Here is a 14,298-nt window from a genome sequence, read left to right as displayed (position 1 = left end):
AGAACAGGCATTCATCCGCCGCTCAAGGAAGGTCGGCGGTGTGCGGGCAAACTGCCGCCGATTTTCTAACCCGGCAGAGCATGCAGCCGCTCACATTCGCGCAATTGCAGCAATAAACATTCCGAAGGCCGGGATGTGACTGGCCAAGGGCTCCGTATACATTTCAAATACGGCGGATTCCCGAATGACAGCACCTCTTCAGATAGACGCAACAACCCTTCTGACGCCGGGCGATCCGGCACCCAGCTTTATTCAGCGCAGCGTCGCCAACCCGCGCTATTCCTTTGACAGCGCGGCGGGGCGCTATCTGGTTCTGTGCTTCTTTGGCAGCGCGGCGGATGGCCATGCGCAGGCGGCCCTCAAGGCTGCATATGAACGGGCTGACATCTTCAACGATGATCAAGCCTGCTTTTTTGGTGTCACCATCGACCCAGAGGACGAGGCGATTGGCCGGGTCAAGAACCGTCTGCCAGGCTATCGCCATTTCTGGGACATGGACCTGCTGATCTCGCGCCTCTACGGCGTGGCGGCTAAGGATAGGTCTCCGGGCAGCGGTCCGGCCGCAATGGCTCGGCAATGGGTGGTCATCGATCCAACAATGCGCGTCTTGGCGGCGATTCCGTTCCGGCCGGATCGGGGCGATCTTGGCGAGGTCATGGCGCTTTTGGACAGCCTGCCGCCACCGGGCCGGCATGCCGGGATCGATGTCATGGCGCCGATCCTGTTCCTGCCGCGCGTGTTCGAGCCAGAGCTCTGTCGTCACCTGATCGGGCTGTATGAAGCGCAAGGTGGGGAAGAGAGCGGCTTCATGCGCGAGATCGGGGGCAAGACGATGGGAATTACCGATCCGGGCTTCAAACGTCGCAAGGATTACAACATCGAAGATCGCGATCTGATCTCGGCGTTGCAGGCGCGGTTCCTGCGGCGGGTCGTGCCCGAAATTGCCAAGGTCCACCAGTTCAAGGTGACGCGGATGGAGCGCTACATCGTCTCCTGTTACGCGGCTGAGGATGGTGGGCATTTTTCGGCACACCGCGACAACACGACAAAGGGCACGGCGCATCGGCGCTTTGCCGTATCGGTCAATCTCAACGACGATTTCGAAGGTGGAGAGGTGAACTTTCCGGAATACGGGCCGCGCAGTTTCAAGGCACCGCCGGGCGGGGCGGTGGTGTTCTCTTGCTCGCTTTTACACAAGGTCAGCAAAGTCACGAAGGGCCGGCGCTTTGCCTTTCTTCCATTTCTATATGACGATGCAGCGGCACGCCTACGCCAAGAGAATGCGCGCTATATTGGCGAGACTGGCTCGAATTACCGTGCGAGCGACCAGACTTCGGCAGAACAAAGCGCATGACCCCTGCCCGAAAGGAGACGTGAATCGCCATGGCCCATCACAACCTCGAGATTGTCGGGCAACTTGAGCCCCTTCGACGCTATGCAAGAGTTCTCACGCGTGACGCAGAGGCGGCCGACGACCTTGTTCAAGCAACCTTTCTGCGGGCGCAGGAGCGGCGCGGGACCTTTCGCGACGGTGCGGATGTGCGGGTCTGGCTGATGGCGATATTGCACAATCTTTTCATCGATGGCCGTCGCAGTGCGCAGGCTTCCGAAGCGCGCGAACAGGCCTGGGCGGAAAGTCGGCCAACCTTCGTTGAGGCGTCCGGCGAGATAGCGGCGCGGCTGGCGCAGCTGCGCACCGCCTTTCTGTCGCTCAACGCCGAGCAGCGCGAAGCCCTGCACCTTGTGGCGGTGGAGGGGCTCGGTCCGGCCGAGGCGGCGCAGGTTCTGGGCGTGCCGGTGGGCACAGTGATGTCGCGCGTGGGCCGGGCGCGTGCGGCACTCCGGGCATTTGAAGACGGGCGGGGAGAGGTGGCGACCGTGAAACCACTCAGGATCGTAGGAGGATGCGATGAGCGACAAGACTGAGACCGATCCGGAGCTTGAGGCTGATCTTCTTGCGCTTCTCGAGGGGCGCCTTGACCCCGACCGAACTCTTGCGATTGCGGATCACCTCGCAGAACGGCCAGAGCGGGTGGCGGACCTCCTTGCCGATGCGCGAAACACTGCCGCGCTGCGGATGGCCCTTTCCGGATCAGACGATACCGCGCCGCCCGGTCTTGTGGCAGAGGCGCGCCGCTTGCAGGACCGTCTGCGCGGACAGCGTCTGCTGCGCCGCGCCGCCCCTTTCGTAGCCGCTGTTGTTCTGTTCACGGCGGGCTGGACTGGCCATGTCGCGTGGCAAGCAGCCGGACACAAAAGCGCGCCCCCGCTTGTCGAAGCAGCGCTCGATGCGCAGGCGGCGTTAGAGCTTCGGCATTGGATGGTGTCCCAGCCCGAAAGCGCGGAACTGAACGCGCAGGAAGTCGTTGCCGCGCTCGGAGTGGACCTGCCGGTCTTGCCGAAGGACTGGATCGTGCGCGATGTGCAAATCGTTGCAACACCTGACCGACCTGCAATTGCCATTGTGGTGGACGCGCCAGAACTCGGGCGGCTCATGCTTTTGGCTGTCGCCCGCAACGCCGGAGACTCCAAGGATCCGCCGACCGCTTTCGAGTATCGGGGACGCACAATCGCACTCTTCGAGCGTGGTCGATCCTCCTTCGTCCTCGTCGATGAGTCTGGGCATCCCGAGCAGTTGGCGCTCAGCGCAGAGAGGTTACTGTCGCCAAGCAACTGAGCCGACGCAGCTTAAGCGCAATGAGATGCCGATGCGGATTGAAACATCAGAGTCAACTCCGTCATGATGCACTCGAGAAACGAAAAGAAGGATCACATGTCTTCACCGACACGGCCCAACGATGTCACACCGAAATCCGAGCGCCGGCATACCTCAAAACCAGTGCGACTTGGCAAACCACTGCCAAGCATGCTGGTGCGTGGCAGACGCCGCAACTCGAACGCATCAATCTGGATTCTCGCGATCTGCATTGCGATTGCCCTGATTTTGCGCACCATCCCAGAGGCGGATTCACGGGAGGTTCCGCAGAGCTACTTGCCCGGGATGATCGAGTATCTGGAGGATGCGGACATCGTCGAGTATCGCGCCATTGGCGCTCCAGCGTTTGCGTTTTCTGGCGAGCGGCTCTGAGGGGTTTATGGTGTATCACCGGCTTGGCAGAGCGTTTGAAGGGCTCCCTGGTCCTCTTCAAAACTATGGTTTGGAGACAACAGGAGAACCAGCTCTATCCCATATTGTGTAAATTAGGTTGTTGATTTTCGTCTCGGATTGACCCACTTTTCCATTTGGTGCTGCCCCCTCTGAAACATGATAGTCTCATGAAAAGTCAGCGGAATTCTTGATACAAGTAGGTCACCGCATTTCGGAAAACTGGGTCAATTCCGCGCAGAATTCAACACGCGCGAGCCTATACACAAGTAAAACGATCTGGGCTTAAGTATTTGTTTTATTTTTTTTGGTTGCGGGAGGGCGCAGCCGCCGTAACCTACCTGTTTTGACCTGTGCGGTCTGACCAAAAAAATCGCAATCGGGGCGGACAGCGGCCGCTCGCGGGTAGAGCGGCACCAAGGCGAAGTCGGCAGAACCCGCAAGTCGATGGTGTCACATTGTTGACAGAAACACCACATAAGTTCCCCGTTCATGTTGGAATGCAGTGTCCGAAAATGATCCATATCCTTGTATCTGGCCTTGTGCTATTCATCTCGATCTTTCTTTCATGGGCTCTTTTCCTAACACTGCGCCAATCGAAGGCGGAGGCGGTGCTTAAGCGCGAGCTGAAATCTCTTGAATTGGCGCCGCGTCAGATCTACGCCGACAGCGTGATTGTTATAACAAATAGAATTCCGGTATTCGCAGGCGGTCGCCTGAAGACGAGGGTCGGATCTGAAACGAGCCTGGAAGCGGACCCTCTGGTGGCGCTCTTCTTGTTTGTGAACGAGTTGGGGGCCGATGCTCTTGATGGACTGACACTGGATGTGTTCCTGCGCGACCACATGAAGTCCCTGACGATCAAAAAACTGGGTCGCTTGGAGTTTTTCGTGGCAGCTGCCGAATTCGGGGACGTCGAATTCCAAAAAGCACGCCGCATCATGATCCGCAAACAGCGGGAGGCGGCCGATGCAATCCGGTCGAACTGGCGAGGGCGGCTTTCTCGGCGAGTCGAGACGGTTGCGCAAGCCGCCACAGAACGGGACAGCATGATAGATCAGAAGCAAAGATGGTCGCAAGAGCGCGTTAGCCCGGTGGCAGATGCCGCTTTGACGGATTGGCTGCGCGTGCAAGGCCCTGACATGTGGCATGAGGTCTGCATCACTGTCGTGTGGTCGGAAAGCGGCGCGGCCGGGCTTGTGCCGTTTGTGGAATGGCTTGTGGAACAACCCGACCTTGACCGCGCGTCAGCGCTTTTGCTGCTGGCCAAGGCGGTTCTCGATGCGATCGATAGCGAAACCTATGAACAACATAACTGCGCGCGGAACCAAGCCTGGATGAAGATAATTCACGATAGGATTCTAGCGCAAAGCGACAGCCCCATGCGTTTTTCAATACCCCAAGCGGCAAAAGCTGATGTGGAGGCATTTTTCAGTTGTGGGACTAAGCTCGGATGGCCAGTCCCGGAGACCGATCTCGCCCCGGCCGGGGTAACAGCGCATCAAGCCGCATATACGCTTGTCAAAAATAGGCCGGTAGAGAGCTTTGCAGCATGGAAGGCGCGCGTTTTGACTTGAAGTGAAACAACTGTCCTGCTGCCGCATAGGTGAAGAGCGGAGTTAGTCAGAATAACGTCGGCTATTGACGCGCGATACTGTGGAAAACCTGGGCGCCAGTAGCCAGTTCAGTGGCGCTGCAATGCGACATGCTACCGGCGATGAACGGCCGCTCAGGGCCGGGCACGTCGAACCACAGGTCGCCTTCACAAGGGGCGGAAACTGGTCATTCGCTACGTCAGACACGAACGGCAGAGAAGCGCGAAGGGTGGATTGCAGTCGTGCGCTTGAATCGCAATCTAACATTGGACGGCGGGAAGAGCGGCCCTTGACGCAGCAACAGTGAAAAGCCTTGAACCACGACCGCGATCATTTGGGATTTGCCGGGGCGGAGTGCAGGCTAGATATGCGCCATCGGAATTCTACGCTCATGCCTGAACGGCGCTCAATCAGCGTTAGCATTTCTAACGTAGCAGCAATTCCTTCGCCAATTCCGCTGCCCGCGCATAACCGATCTCTGGAACCATTGCGGTCACGCGGGCCGTCGACCGGTCAAGATGGGCGCGGCAAGTTTCGGGGTTGGCTGTCAGTCCATCGACACAAAGCTGGGCCAGCGCCGTGGCACCCCGGGGAAGAAGGGTCAGCGCCGTGAGCAGGTTATAGGCGATGACCGGCTCAAAGGCATTGAGTTGCAACTGTCCGGCTTCGGCGGCCATTGTCACTGTCAGATCAGCCCCAATCACCTGAAAGGCGATCTGATTGACCATCTCGGGGATGACTGGGTTCACCTTGCCGGGCATGATCGAGGATCCCGGCTGCATCGCGGGCAAGCTGATCTCTCCCAGCCCACCTCGCGGGCCCGACGACAGCAGCCGAAGGTCATTGGCGATCTTCGACAGCTTTGTCGCCGTGCGTTTCAAGAGACCCGAGAAGAGAACGAAAGCGCCGGTGTCCCACGAGCTTTCGATCAGGTCCTGAGCCGGGGTCAGCGGCAGGCCCGTCAGCCGCGCCAATTCAGGAACCACCGCAGCGCGATAGGACTCCGGCGCCAACAGGCCGGTGCCTATGGCCGTGCCGCCGAGATTGACCTCTGCGAACAACCGAGGAATTTCGTCCAGCCGCTCGACATCTTCGCGCAGCGTGTTGGCAAAGGCGTTGAACTCTTGTCCAAGGGTCATTTGGACGGCATCCTGTAACTGGGTGCGGCCCAGCTTTTCGATCCCCGCAAATTCGGTGCCCTTGGCCGCGAACGCCGTTGCAAGACCGGTCAGCGCAGCTTGTAGGCCGACCGTCTCAGCCATCAACGCCAGCCTGATCGCTGTCGGATAAACGTCGTTGGTGGATTGGCACAGGTTCACATGGTCATTCGGGTGCAAGACATGATACGCGCCGCGCGGATGCCCCAGGATTTCCAAAGCCCGGTTGGCCAGAACTTCGTTCATATTCATGTTCGATGACGTCCCGGCACCTCCCTGCAGGACATCGACGGGAAAATGCGCCACATGCGTGCCCTCGATCACCTCATCGGCGGCCTGCATGATGGCGCGGGCAAGCGCCGGGTCCAGCCGCCTCTGAGACCCGTTTACGGCTGCCGCAGCCCGCTTTACCTGTGCAAGCGCCCGGATCAGCGACGGGAAATGGCTGATGGGAATGCCGCTGGCGCGAAAGTTCTCGACTGCGCGCTGGGTTTGTGCGCCCCAGAGCGCGTGATCGGGGATATTGATACTCCCCAGCGAATCCTTGTCCTGCCGCATCATGCGCCTTTCGAATGGTGGAGCCAGAGCCGGACAAAGGCTGCCTCTGCAGTGTCCAGACCGCCATTCTGTACACCAGCCCCCCAAAGGGCGGCCCCTGCCGCATAGGCACCGGGGACAAGGCCCCCGGCCTCACAGACAGAAACGGCCCGTAAGGCACATCCACGTTGATGGGCCTCTGACAACGCCCGATAAAGCGCCGGATCGGGCGGTGCGGTTCCCGCGCCAAAAACCCGCAGCACACAGCCGTCAAGTTCGGACAAGGCAGCTGCGACCATCGCTGCCGGAATGCCCGGCGTCAGGGTCAGGATGCCAATTCGGGCCGCGCTGAACCTGCGGGCTGGAGGCAGAGACAGGGGTGCCTGCGGCACGGCGCGAAAGCTGTCGGCTCCATGGCTGTCATGTTTCACCAAGCCCGCAGCAGGGATCAAGCGGTCGGCAAAGGCCAACCAGACGCCGGGGCCGGGTTGTGCCGACAATGCCAAATCAAGGTTCGCTTCGGCATCGCCGCCGGTTCCCAGCGGGGCCATCGCACCGCACAGGATGACCGGCGCATCCCGACCGGCCAGCGCTTGGGACAGCGCCGCGCCGGTATAGGCCATGGTGTCGGTGCCATGGGTCACGATGACTGGGTCGTCAGCGGTCTCAATCAGGTCAAGCAGGCGGTTCCAGTCTGCCGCGCCAATGGCTGCGCTGTCGACCAGCGGATCAAGGACCGTGACCCGCGCCCGTTCGCCCACAGCCGCCTCGACCAGCTTCATTGCGGGGACAAGGCCTTGCGGCGACGGCACCATGCCGATCGTGCCGCCGGTGTGTATCAAACGCATCAGCCCACCCAGAATGCTTTTTGCAGGTCGCCGAATTCGGATGGCGGGCCTTCGAATTTGTTGCGCCCCAGTTCGAGGACATAGACGTAATCGGCGATGCGCAGGGCGTGGCGGATTTCCTGATCGACAAGCAGGATACCCAGATTGTCGCGGTCGCGCAGATCGCGCAGCATTTGGTAAACCTCTTCGGCATAGGTCTTGGACAGGCCCGCAGTGGGTTCGTCGACCAAAAGCACCTTGGGATTGCCCATCAGGGTGCGGCCGATCTCGATCATACGTTGCTGCCCACCCGAAAGCTGCCCCGACGGCTGGCGGCGCTTTTCCTTCAGCACCGGAAAGCGGCTGTATTGTTCGTCCAGCTTTTCCGCAATCCGGGCCTTGTCGCGGCGAAAGGTCCATGCGCCCAGCAGCAGGTTTTCCTCGACCGTCATTTCGCGGAAGATGCCGGGGTGCTGCGGGATATAGGCAAGGCCAAGGTTGATCCGCTCATGCGTCGGCACATTGATCAGCGGCTGACCATTCAGATGGATTGTGCCGCCATTGGGGAGCAGAAAGCCGTAGATCGCCTTGAGCGAGGTGGATTTGCCCACACCATTCGCGCCAAGGATGGTGACGATCTGCCCCGGTTTCACATCAAGGTTCAGCGATGACAGGATGTTGAGGTCGCTGTAATAGCCCACGTCCATATTGCGCACTTCAAGCATGGGTTGCCTCCTGCGTCAGCAGGCCGGTGCCCGACATGTCTTCCTCGACCCCCAGATAGGCGTCGATCACGGCGGGATCATTCTTGACGATGGCGGGTGGCCCATCGGCGATCAGGTCGCCGAAGTTGAGCACCAGCAAGCGACGGCAGAGGGTAAAGATCGATTCCATCTGGTGCGAGATCAGGATGATCGCCTTGCCCTCGCCATTCACCCGCTCGATCCATTTGTAGATCGTGGCCATCAGGCTGGGATGCACCCCGGCAAAGGGTTCGTCCAGGATGTAGACATCCGGGTTCAGCATCAGCAGGCGTCCCAGTTCCAGCAGCTTCTGCTGCCCGCCCGATAGCGCGCGGCCATATTCGTTGCGCAGGTGGTCGATCGTCAGAAAGGCAAGGATTTCGTTGGCCTTTTCCTCCATCTCCTTGTGGTTTACCCGCGCATCCATGGCCATGGCGGGAACGTACAGATTTTCCAGCACGGTCATCCGCCGAAAGGCGCGCGTCACCTGAAAGGTACGCCCCAGCCCGGCGCGGGCGATTTCATAGGGGTGCAGCGGATCGATCCTTGTGCCGTTCAGGCGGATCGTGCCGCCGTCAGGCTTGATCGCGCCGTCCAGCACATTGGTCAGCGTCGTCTTGCCCGCACCGTTGGGGCCAATCAGGCCGACCAGTTCCGGCCCTTCGATGCGAAAGCTGACGCCTTTCAACACCTCGTGGCTCCCGAACTTCTTGCGGATGTCTTTGACGTCAAGGGTGATCATTTCGCCTCCTCCACCGCGCGCCGCTTGGCGACGGTTTCTGCGCCCACACCGCGCCTTTCGATCCACATCAACGCCCCTTGGATCACGCCATTGCGCAAGAACCGCAGCGTCAGCATCAACAGCAGGCCAAAGAACACCAGCCGCCATGTCGTCATGTCGATTTCAACTCCCAAGATGGTAAAATCCGTTCGTAGAAACTCCAGCGCAAAGGAAATCAGGATCGCGCCGATGGCGGCGGCCACGACGTTTTCGAGGCCGCCGATAACCGCCATGGCGATGACCAGCGACATTTGCAAAAGGACGATGGTGTTTGGGGTGATGAGGCCAACATAATGCCCCTGCACCGCCCCCGCCGTGGCCGCGATGGCGGCGGTCAGGACAAAGACCGCGCGTTTCCATTTGACCGTATCGACGCCAAGCGCCTCGGCCGCATCTTCATCCTCGCGCAGCGAGCGCAGGAACAGCCCGATGCGCGACCGCGCGACCCATAAAAGCAGCGCAAGCGTCCCAAGGAACAGTGCCAGCATGACGTAATAGGCGGGCAGCTTGGCCGCGGGGCCATAGGTCGTGCCAAGGATAGTGATGCCATCGGGGAACAGCGGCGACATCGGCATGCCGGCCTGCCCACGGGTCAGCCAGATTTCCGCCGACAGGACCGCACGCAGGATTTCAGACAGCCCCACGGTGAACAGCGCCAGATAGGCCGCCCGCAGGCGCAGCACCAACGTGCCGATCAACCAACCCGCCCCACCACCGACGATGGCACCAAAGGCGATTTGCAGGATCAGGGGAAAGCGGCTGACGGTTGCGCCCTCGGGCCATGTCGCGCGGGCGGCGGTCAGGCAGGCCGCAGCATCGCCGGTGCCCGATGGGGGTAGAAAAACGATGTTGGTGCCCAGAAAGCCGAACTCGGTGCAGGTGCCGGTCGGCAGGGATGTCAGAAAGACGTAGTTGTCCAGAATGCCCGCGCCGTAAGCCCCCAATGCCATGAAAGCGAGATGGGCAAAGGAAAACTGGCCGCCATAGCCCGCCAGCAAGGCCCAACTAGACGCAAGGACGGCGTAGTAAAAGGCCGTGATCCACAGATGCATCACGAAGTCATAATTGCCTGCGGAATAGACCAGCGGGAACAGCACCAGAAGGGCCGCCGCGACATATCCGGCAATTTTGGGGGCATGGGAAATCATGCTTTCCTCCCGAAAAGACCCTGCGGGCGCAAAAGAAGGACAAGGGTCAGGATGATCATGCCATAGGCTGGCAGGTAGGCCGCGGCCCGGGTCGGGTCAGGCACGCAGCCCGCGCCTGCCGCCTCGACCAGACCAAGGATCAACCCGCCGATAAAGGCTCCGGGCAAAGATCCAAGACCGCCCAGCACGATGATGACAAAGGCGCGCAACGCCGGGATGGCACCCGTTTGGGGCAGCCAGGAAAAGGCCTGCACCAGCACCGCACCCGCCAGCCCCGCCAGCATGCAACCCAACCCGAAGGCCAGCATGTTCATGCGCCCCGGATTGATGCCCGCGACCGCCGCCGCTTGCCTGTCCTGCGCGGTTGCCCGCAAGGCGCGGCCCGTCCAAGTGTTGTACAAGAACCAGATCAGCGCCAGCAGCATCACGACCGACAGGATCGCCGCCGTCAGGCGCGGAGTGGAAATCGAGATGGTGTCGAACAGCTCGATGTTGGAGCGGGTGGTTTCGATAATCGGCGCGCCTGCGGGCCATTCGCTGCGCGGCAGTTCGAAAAAGGGCGAGGCCTTGACAGGGTTTGCCCCCGAAAGCCCCTGCACCAGATATTGCAGGAAAAAGGCCAGACCGAATGTGACTAGGATCGCGTATTCATTCGGGCGCTCGACCTTTCCTGCATAGATCGGCGTGAAAAAGGCCCGCTCGAACGCCGCACCGATGCCAAAGGTGACCGCACAGGCCGCAATCACGGCGGCAATAGGTCCAAGGCCGGGTGCCCAGACTTCGGTCATGTAGTAGACCACCATGCCGCCGATCATGTAGAATTCGCCATGCGAAAAGCTGACGATGCCGATGATCGAAAAGATCAGCGCCAGACCCAAGGCCATCAGCCCATAGATCGTGCCCATGATCAGCCCGTTCACCAATTGCGAGGTGACAAAGGCCCCCGAGGTGAAACAGACATTATCGGGGTCAGCCGCCCGAAAGGCGAACAGAAACACCGCTACCACTGCGATCCATGGCAGCGCCTGCCACGCGCGGGTTAGTGTCGGGGTCCGCAGGTAAAGCGGGACAAGGCCGAAAGGCCCCGTCGCCGCCCCGACCGCCACGCCGACCGTGCGGGCGGCGGTCACATCCAGATCGCGGGCCAGATAGGCGCGGTGGATGACCGCCCCGCCGATTGCGCCCCAAAGGACCATCCAGAGAATGGCCAAGGAAAAGAACCCCGGATGGTCCATCTGCTCGCCCCTTTTACTGCTGCACAGAGGCAGGCCAGATCGGCTCGCCCGTCTTGTAGACTGGTGGGAAGACATTGGGCGCATCGGCGGCCAGTTGTCCCGGTGCTTGGTATTGAACCATGGTTACGGCCGGGTTCGGGAACTGATGCCAGAAATAGTCTGGAACTCCGGCAGTGGCGGGCGGGTTGGCCGAGTTGTAGGGGAAGGTAATCTCGCCCAGAACGCCCTGATAGGTTATGTTCTCTAGCGCGGTGACGATGGCGTCGCCCTCTGTGGACCCGGCAATCTTCATGGCCTCTGCAAGGATCATGATCGAGTCATACGCCTCCATCGCGTAGGACTCGGCTGCCGATTTGCCGGTCTTGGCGGTGTAGGCCGCGACAAAGGCATTGGTCTTGTCATTGTACAGTGCGCGCGGCAGACCAACGGCATTTACAAAGCACAGGTTGCCATCAGGCACGTTCTGCCAGAAGGCCCCGGATTCCAGCGCCGCCTGATCGCAGGTGGTGGGCAGATCCTGCGGGCCAATCCCGGCCTCGGCGGATTGTTGGGTAAAGTTGTAGCTTGCCTCGCCCGTCAAGAGCTGGATGATCATATCCGGGTCTTCGGCCTTGATTCGCTGGATGATCCCGGAAAAATCCTGCGTCCCGATATCGACGGTATAGACCGACGAGGCGATGCCCGCCTTGTCCAGCCCCGCTTTGGTCTGTTCCGACGCGGGCAGGCCGTAGTCGGTGTTTTCGGCCACCATCACCACTTTTTTCACCCCAGGCACCGTGGCGGCAAAGCTCGAGAAGATTGCGGCGACTTCGGATGACAAGGGCGCAATGCGGAAGATGTGTTTCAGTCCGGCGCCGGTGATCCCGTCGTTCCAGGTCTCGGCATAGACCACGGGAATGCCCGCAGCATCGGCCACTTCCATATTCGCAAGCCCGACAGACGAATGATAACCGCCGCCCACGGCGACAACCTGATCTTGGGCAATCAGGCGTTCCATCACGGCGCGACCACGTTCGGGCAACCCTTCGTCATCGGCCACGACAACCTGCACCTCGCACCCCAGCACGCCCCCGGCTGCATTGATGTCGGCTTCGGCGATAGCCATGGCATCCCGCATCGCCTCGCCGCCAGTGACAGCACCAGGTGCCGACAAAGGAGCGGTGGCACCGATCTTGATTGGGCAGGCGGCCTGGGCGCTTGCGGCGCCCGCTGCAAGCGCAAGAGCGCTTGCCGTCAGAAGCAGTTTCTTCATACGTCGTTCTCCTGTTGAGCGGGTTAAATGACAGCGCAGTCCCTTCCCGCAAGGGAGCGCGCAACAAGCGCGTCAGCGACCAGATCGGTCACATCGACGAGCGTTTTCGAGGTTGAAACATCGGCGATCAGCGGCAGTTCGGTGCAGGCCAAAAGCAGGGTCTCGGCCTGCATCGCCTCGACAATCCGGGCAAAGCGCGGCCGCAGATCCGGATCGGCCGAGCCAAGCCGCTTCACGTCATGGATCAGATCCTGCAATACGGCGCGGTCGGCGGGCGTTTCGATCTCGACCAGCCCGGCAAGGTCTCGATAGGCCGACCATGCGCCCATTTCGGTCACAGGTGCCGCGCCCAAAAGGCCAATGCGACGAAGTCCAGAACTGGCAATCCAATCGGCGACCACGCCGGGGAAGCTGACGAATTCCGCGGGCAACCCAAGGCTGGCAATACGGGGGGCAAACCAGTTCAACGTGTTACACGCGATTGCCCATGCGTCCGACTGCCCCGCGATGCGGGTGGCTGTGCTTTGCATCGCGTCCCAAACCGGGCCTTCATTGGCCGCAAGGTCCATCGACAGTCCAAGCTGTGGTTCGGACAACACAACCACGCGCGGCGCATCCAGATCGCCCCGGAAAGCAGGCCCCAGAGCGGCAGCGTTGCGACGCAGAATCTTGGCCCAAAGGTCAATTCCTGCTTCGGGGCCCGAGCCCGCGACAATCCCAATTGTGGCGCGACACGGTGCGACGCGGGCAGTTCTGTCCATGAATCACATCCCCGAGGGTTGGGGTCTGATGCCCCTTGATGCACAGACTGGGGTCAGGCCATGCCGCTTGACAATTTCGCAAATCGTTGCATTTTGGTGCATTGCGGTGCAGAAACAGGGCCAATTAGCATCATGTCCGACCTGTCTACAAATCTGCGCCTGCTGTGCAGCTATCGACCGTCCATCTCGACGGTGGCCCGGGATATCGGGTTGAACCGCAGTCAGCTTAATCGCTATCTGGCGGGAAGTTCCTCTCCACGCACCGCGCTTTTGCGGCGGATTTGCGATTACTTCGGTGTAGAGGAATATGAGATCCGGCTGCCACCGCCCGATTTTGCGGCCATCGTGAAGTTGCGCGGCCTGTCGTCGGACAACTTTTCACGCGTTTTGCGGATGCATTTCGACCGCATTCTTGCGCGCAATGACCCCCGCATCTTTCAGCTTTCGGGAAGCTTCTTCGAATATTACTGGTCGATGTCTACGCCGGGGATGGTCATTCGTTCGCTGGTGAGTTTTGCACCCGAGGGAGAGCATCTATTCTACAGCCGTCTTGAGCGTATCGGCGACCCCAAGACCGTCGTCACCCGACATTTCCGCTATCAGGGCCTTGCCCTTATGACGGGCGACAGGGTGTTCATGAACGATTATGAAACCGGCGCCGGGATCGAGGTGACGCAGACCGTGCTCTACCCCGACTACAGCTTTCGCTGGCGGGTGCTGCACGGGGTGAAGGTCGGCGTCTCGGCCAATCGCGATCACGTGCCATGCGCCGTGCGCACGTATCTGGAGCGCACGCCGCCCCGCGCGAGCCTGATTGCCAACCTGCGCCGGGTCGGGCTCTTGGCCCCGGATGATCCTGATCTTCCTGGACATATTCTGCCGATGATCGACAACCGTACTTCGGGGCCCTTCGGGTTTCAGGCGCATAACCCCTCGGTCCCGTAGGTTGATCCGTCGCCTTTCCACTATCGGTGCCAAAGAGCGTGGACAAAGAAGTGCCGAAGGTTCATTTGGCCCAGGCCCGATCACTGATCAGTGCGGGAGGCCTGCAGGGGCGCAGCTCTCACGTCGAGCGGCTGGTATGAGGGAAGCCGAGAGAAACAAATCTCGGGTTCGAGCGGCAGCAACGGGCCGAGTGCGTTGATGCTGTGCCACG

At 60.6% G+C, this 14,298-nt stretch carries 14 protein-coding genes; 6 read left to right on the top strand and 8 right to left on the bottom strand.

Annotation, left to right across the window (positions count from 1 at the left end; all coding sequences use genetic code 11):
* Positions 1-184: 184 nt before the first annotated feature.
* The 5 genes from RAK1035_RS13630 to RAK1035_RS13610 all read left to right on the top strand — a co-directional run bounded on the left by RAK1035_RS13630 (position 185) and on the right by RAK1035_RS13610 (position 4,683).
* A complete protein-coding gene (locus tag RAK1035_RS13630) occupies positions 185-1,354 on the top strand; it encodes a 2OG-Fe(II) oxygenase (protein WP_008282165.1) in 1,170 nt (389 codons plus the stop codon).
* 29 nt (positions 1,355-1,383) lie between these two features.
* Positions 1,384-1,926 carry a sigma-70 family RNA polymerase sigma factor gene (locus RAK1035_RS13625; protein WP_008282164.1) on the top strand — a complete coding sequence of 181 codons (543 nt, stop codon included), beginning with the start codon at positions 1,384-1,386 and terminating at the stop codon, positions 1,924-1,926.
* Positions 1,910-2,677, top strand: a complete 768-nt coding sequence (locus RAK1035_RS13620) for an anti-sigma factor (protein WP_008282163.1) — start codon at positions 1,910-1,912, stop codon at positions 2,675-2,677. The genes RAK1035_RS13625 and RAK1035_RS13620 overlap by 17 nt, the downstream gene beginning before the upstream one ends.
* A 96-nt stretch (positions 2,678-2,773) precedes the next feature.
* The gene (locus tag RAK1035_RS13615) at positions 2,774-3,088 is read left to right on the top strand and encodes a hypothetical protein (protein ID WP_037298307.1); all 315 of its coding nucleotides are present in this window, start codon (positions 2,774-2,776) and stop codon (positions 3,086-3,088) included.
* Positions 3,089-3,621: 533 nt separating this feature from the next.
* Positions 3,622-4,683 (top strand): hypothetical protein, encoded by a 1,062-nt coding sequence (locus tag RAK1035_RS13610; protein WP_008282161.1) that lies wholly within the window; start codon positions 3,622-3,624, stop codon positions 4,681-4,683.
* Between the two features lie 443 nt (positions 4,684-5,126).
* Here RAK1035_RS13610 and RAK1035_RS13605 read toward each other — a convergent pair whose 3' ends face one another.
* From RAK1035_RS13605 to RAK1035_RS13570, 8 genes are read right to left on the bottom strand one after another with little or no spacing between them, the layout of a single operon-like run.
* Positions 5,127-6,419 carry an aspartate ammonia-lyase gene (locus RAK1035_RS13605; RefSeq protein ID WP_008282160.1) on the bottom strand — a complete coding sequence of 431 codons (1,293 nt, stop codon included), beginning with the start codon at positions 6,417-6,419 and terminating at the stop codon, positions 5,127-5,129.
* Positions 6,416-7,243, bottom strand: a complete 828-nt coding sequence (locus RAK1035_RS13600) for an asparaginase (RefSeq protein WP_008282159.1) — start codon at positions 7,241-7,243, stop codon at positions 6,416-6,418. Before RAK1035_RS13600 ends, RAK1035_RS13605 begins: the two co-directional genes overlap by 4 nt.
* Positions 7,243-7,947, bottom strand: a complete 705-nt coding sequence (locus RAK1035_RS13595) for an ABC transporter ATP-binding protein (RefSeq protein WP_008282158.1) — start codon at positions 7,945-7,947, stop codon at positions 7,243-7,245. Before RAK1035_RS13595 ends, RAK1035_RS13600 begins: the two co-directional genes overlap by 1 nt.
* Positions 7,940-8,707 carry an ABC transporter ATP-binding protein gene (locus RAK1035_RS13590; protein WP_008282157.1) on the bottom strand — a complete coding sequence of 256 codons (768 nt, stop codon included), beginning with the start codon at positions 8,705-8,707 and terminating at the stop codon, positions 7,940-7,942. Before RAK1035_RS13590 ends, RAK1035_RS13595 begins: the two co-directional genes overlap by 8 nt.
* Positions 8,704-9,894, bottom strand: a complete 1,191-nt coding sequence (locus RAK1035_RS13585; protein WP_008282156.1) for a branched-chain amino acid ABC transporter permease — start codon at positions 9,892-9,894, stop codon at positions 8,704-8,706. Before RAK1035_RS13585 ends, RAK1035_RS13590 begins: the two co-directional genes overlap by 4 nt.
* Complete coding sequence (locus RAK1035_RS13580) at positions 9,891-11,129, bottom strand: branched-chain amino acid ABC transporter permease (RefSeq protein WP_008282155.1); 1,239 nt, start codon at positions 11,127-11,129, stop codon at positions 9,891-9,893. Before RAK1035_RS13580 ends, RAK1035_RS13585 begins: the two co-directional genes overlap by 4 nt.
* A gap of 13 nt (positions 11,130-11,142) precedes the next feature.
* Positions 11,143-12,381, bottom strand: coding sequence for an ABC transporter substrate-binding protein (locus RAK1035_RS13575; protein WP_008282154.1), 1,239 nt, complete (start codon positions 12,379-12,381; stop codon positions 11,143-11,145).
* Positions 12,382-12,404: 23 nt separating this feature from the next.
* Entirely contained in the window at positions 12,405-13,142 is a 738-nt protein-coding gene (locus RAK1035_RS13570; RefSeq protein ID WP_008282153.1) for an aspartate/glutamate racemase family protein, read from the bottom strand.
* 132 nt (positions 13,143-13,274) lie between these two features.
* Here RAK1035_RS13570 and RAK1035_RS13565 point away from each other — a divergent pair, with 132 nt between their 5' ends.
* Positions 13,275-14,087, top strand: coding sequence for a helix-turn-helix domain-containing protein (locus RAK1035_RS13565; RefSeq protein ID WP_037298396.1), 813 nt, complete (start codon positions 13,275-13,277; stop codon positions 14,085-14,087).
* Positions 14,088-14,298: the final 211 nt, after the last annotated feature.

This window comes from Roseovarius sp. AK1035, from assembly GCF_003288315.1.
Classification (GTDB): Bacteria; Pseudomonadota; Alphaproteobacteria; order Rhodobacterales; family Rhodobacteraceae; genus Roseovarius; species Roseovarius mucosus_A.
This window is presented reverse-complemented; position numbering and strand designations above follow the sequence as displayed.

Excerpts from the sequence above, each read along its gene's own strand:
- RAK1035_RS13630 (WP_008282165.1), top strand. The coding sequence starts at position 185 with ATGACAGCACCTCTTCAGATAGACGCAACAACCCTTCTGACGCCGGGC.
- RAK1035_RS13625 (WP_008282164.1), top strand. The coding sequence starts at position 1,384 with ATGGCCCATCACAACCTCGAGATTGTCGGGCAACTTGAGCCCCTTCGA.
- RAK1035_RS13620 (WP_008282163.1), top strand. The coding sequence starts at position 1,910 with ATGAGCGACAAGACTGAGACCGATCCGGAGCTTGAGGCTGATCTTCTT.
- RAK1035_RS13615 (WP_037298307.1), top strand. The coding sequence starts at position 2,774 with ATGTCTTCACCGACACGGCCCAACGATGTCACACCGAAATCCGAGCGC.
- RAK1035_RS13610 (WP_008282161.1), top strand. The coding sequence starts at position 3,622 with ATGATCCATATCCTTGTATCTGGCCTTGTGCTATTCATCTCGATCTTT.
- RAK1035_RS13605 (WP_008282160.1), bottom strand. The coding sequence starts at position 6,419 with ATGATGCGGCAGGACAAGGATTCGCTGGGGAGTATCAATATCCCCGAT.
- RAK1035_RS13600 (WP_008282159.1), bottom strand. The coding sequence starts at position 7,243 with ATGCGTTTGATACACACCGGCGGCACGATCGGCATGGTGCCGTCGCCG.
- RAK1035_RS13595 (WP_008282158.1), bottom strand. The coding sequence starts at position 7,947 with ATGCTTGAAGTGCGCAATATGGACGTGGGCTATTACAGCGACCTCAAC.
- RAK1035_RS13590 (WP_008282157.1), bottom strand. The coding sequence starts at position 8,707 with ATGATCACCCTTGACGTCAAAGACATCCGCAAGAAGTTCGGGAGCCAC.
- RAK1035_RS13585 (WP_008282156.1), bottom strand. The coding sequence starts at position 9,894 with ATGATTTCCCATGCCCCCAAAATTGCCGGATATGTCGCGGCGGCCCTT.
- RAK1035_RS13580 (WP_008282155.1), bottom strand. The coding sequence starts at position 11,129 with ATGGACCATCCGGGGTTCTTTTCCTTGGCCATTCTCTGGATGGTCCTT.
- RAK1035_RS13575 (WP_008282154.1), bottom strand. The coding sequence starts at position 12,381 with ATGAAGAAACTGCTTCTGACGGCAAGCGCTCTTGCGCTTGCAGCGGGC.
- RAK1035_RS13570 (WP_008282153.1), bottom strand. The coding sequence starts at position 13,142 with ATGGACAGAACTGCCCGCGTCGCACCGTGTCGCGCCACAATTGGGATT.
- RAK1035_RS13565 (WP_037298396.1), top strand. The coding sequence starts at position 13,275 with ATGTCCGACCTGTCTACAAATCTGCGCCTGCTGTGCAGCTATCGACCG.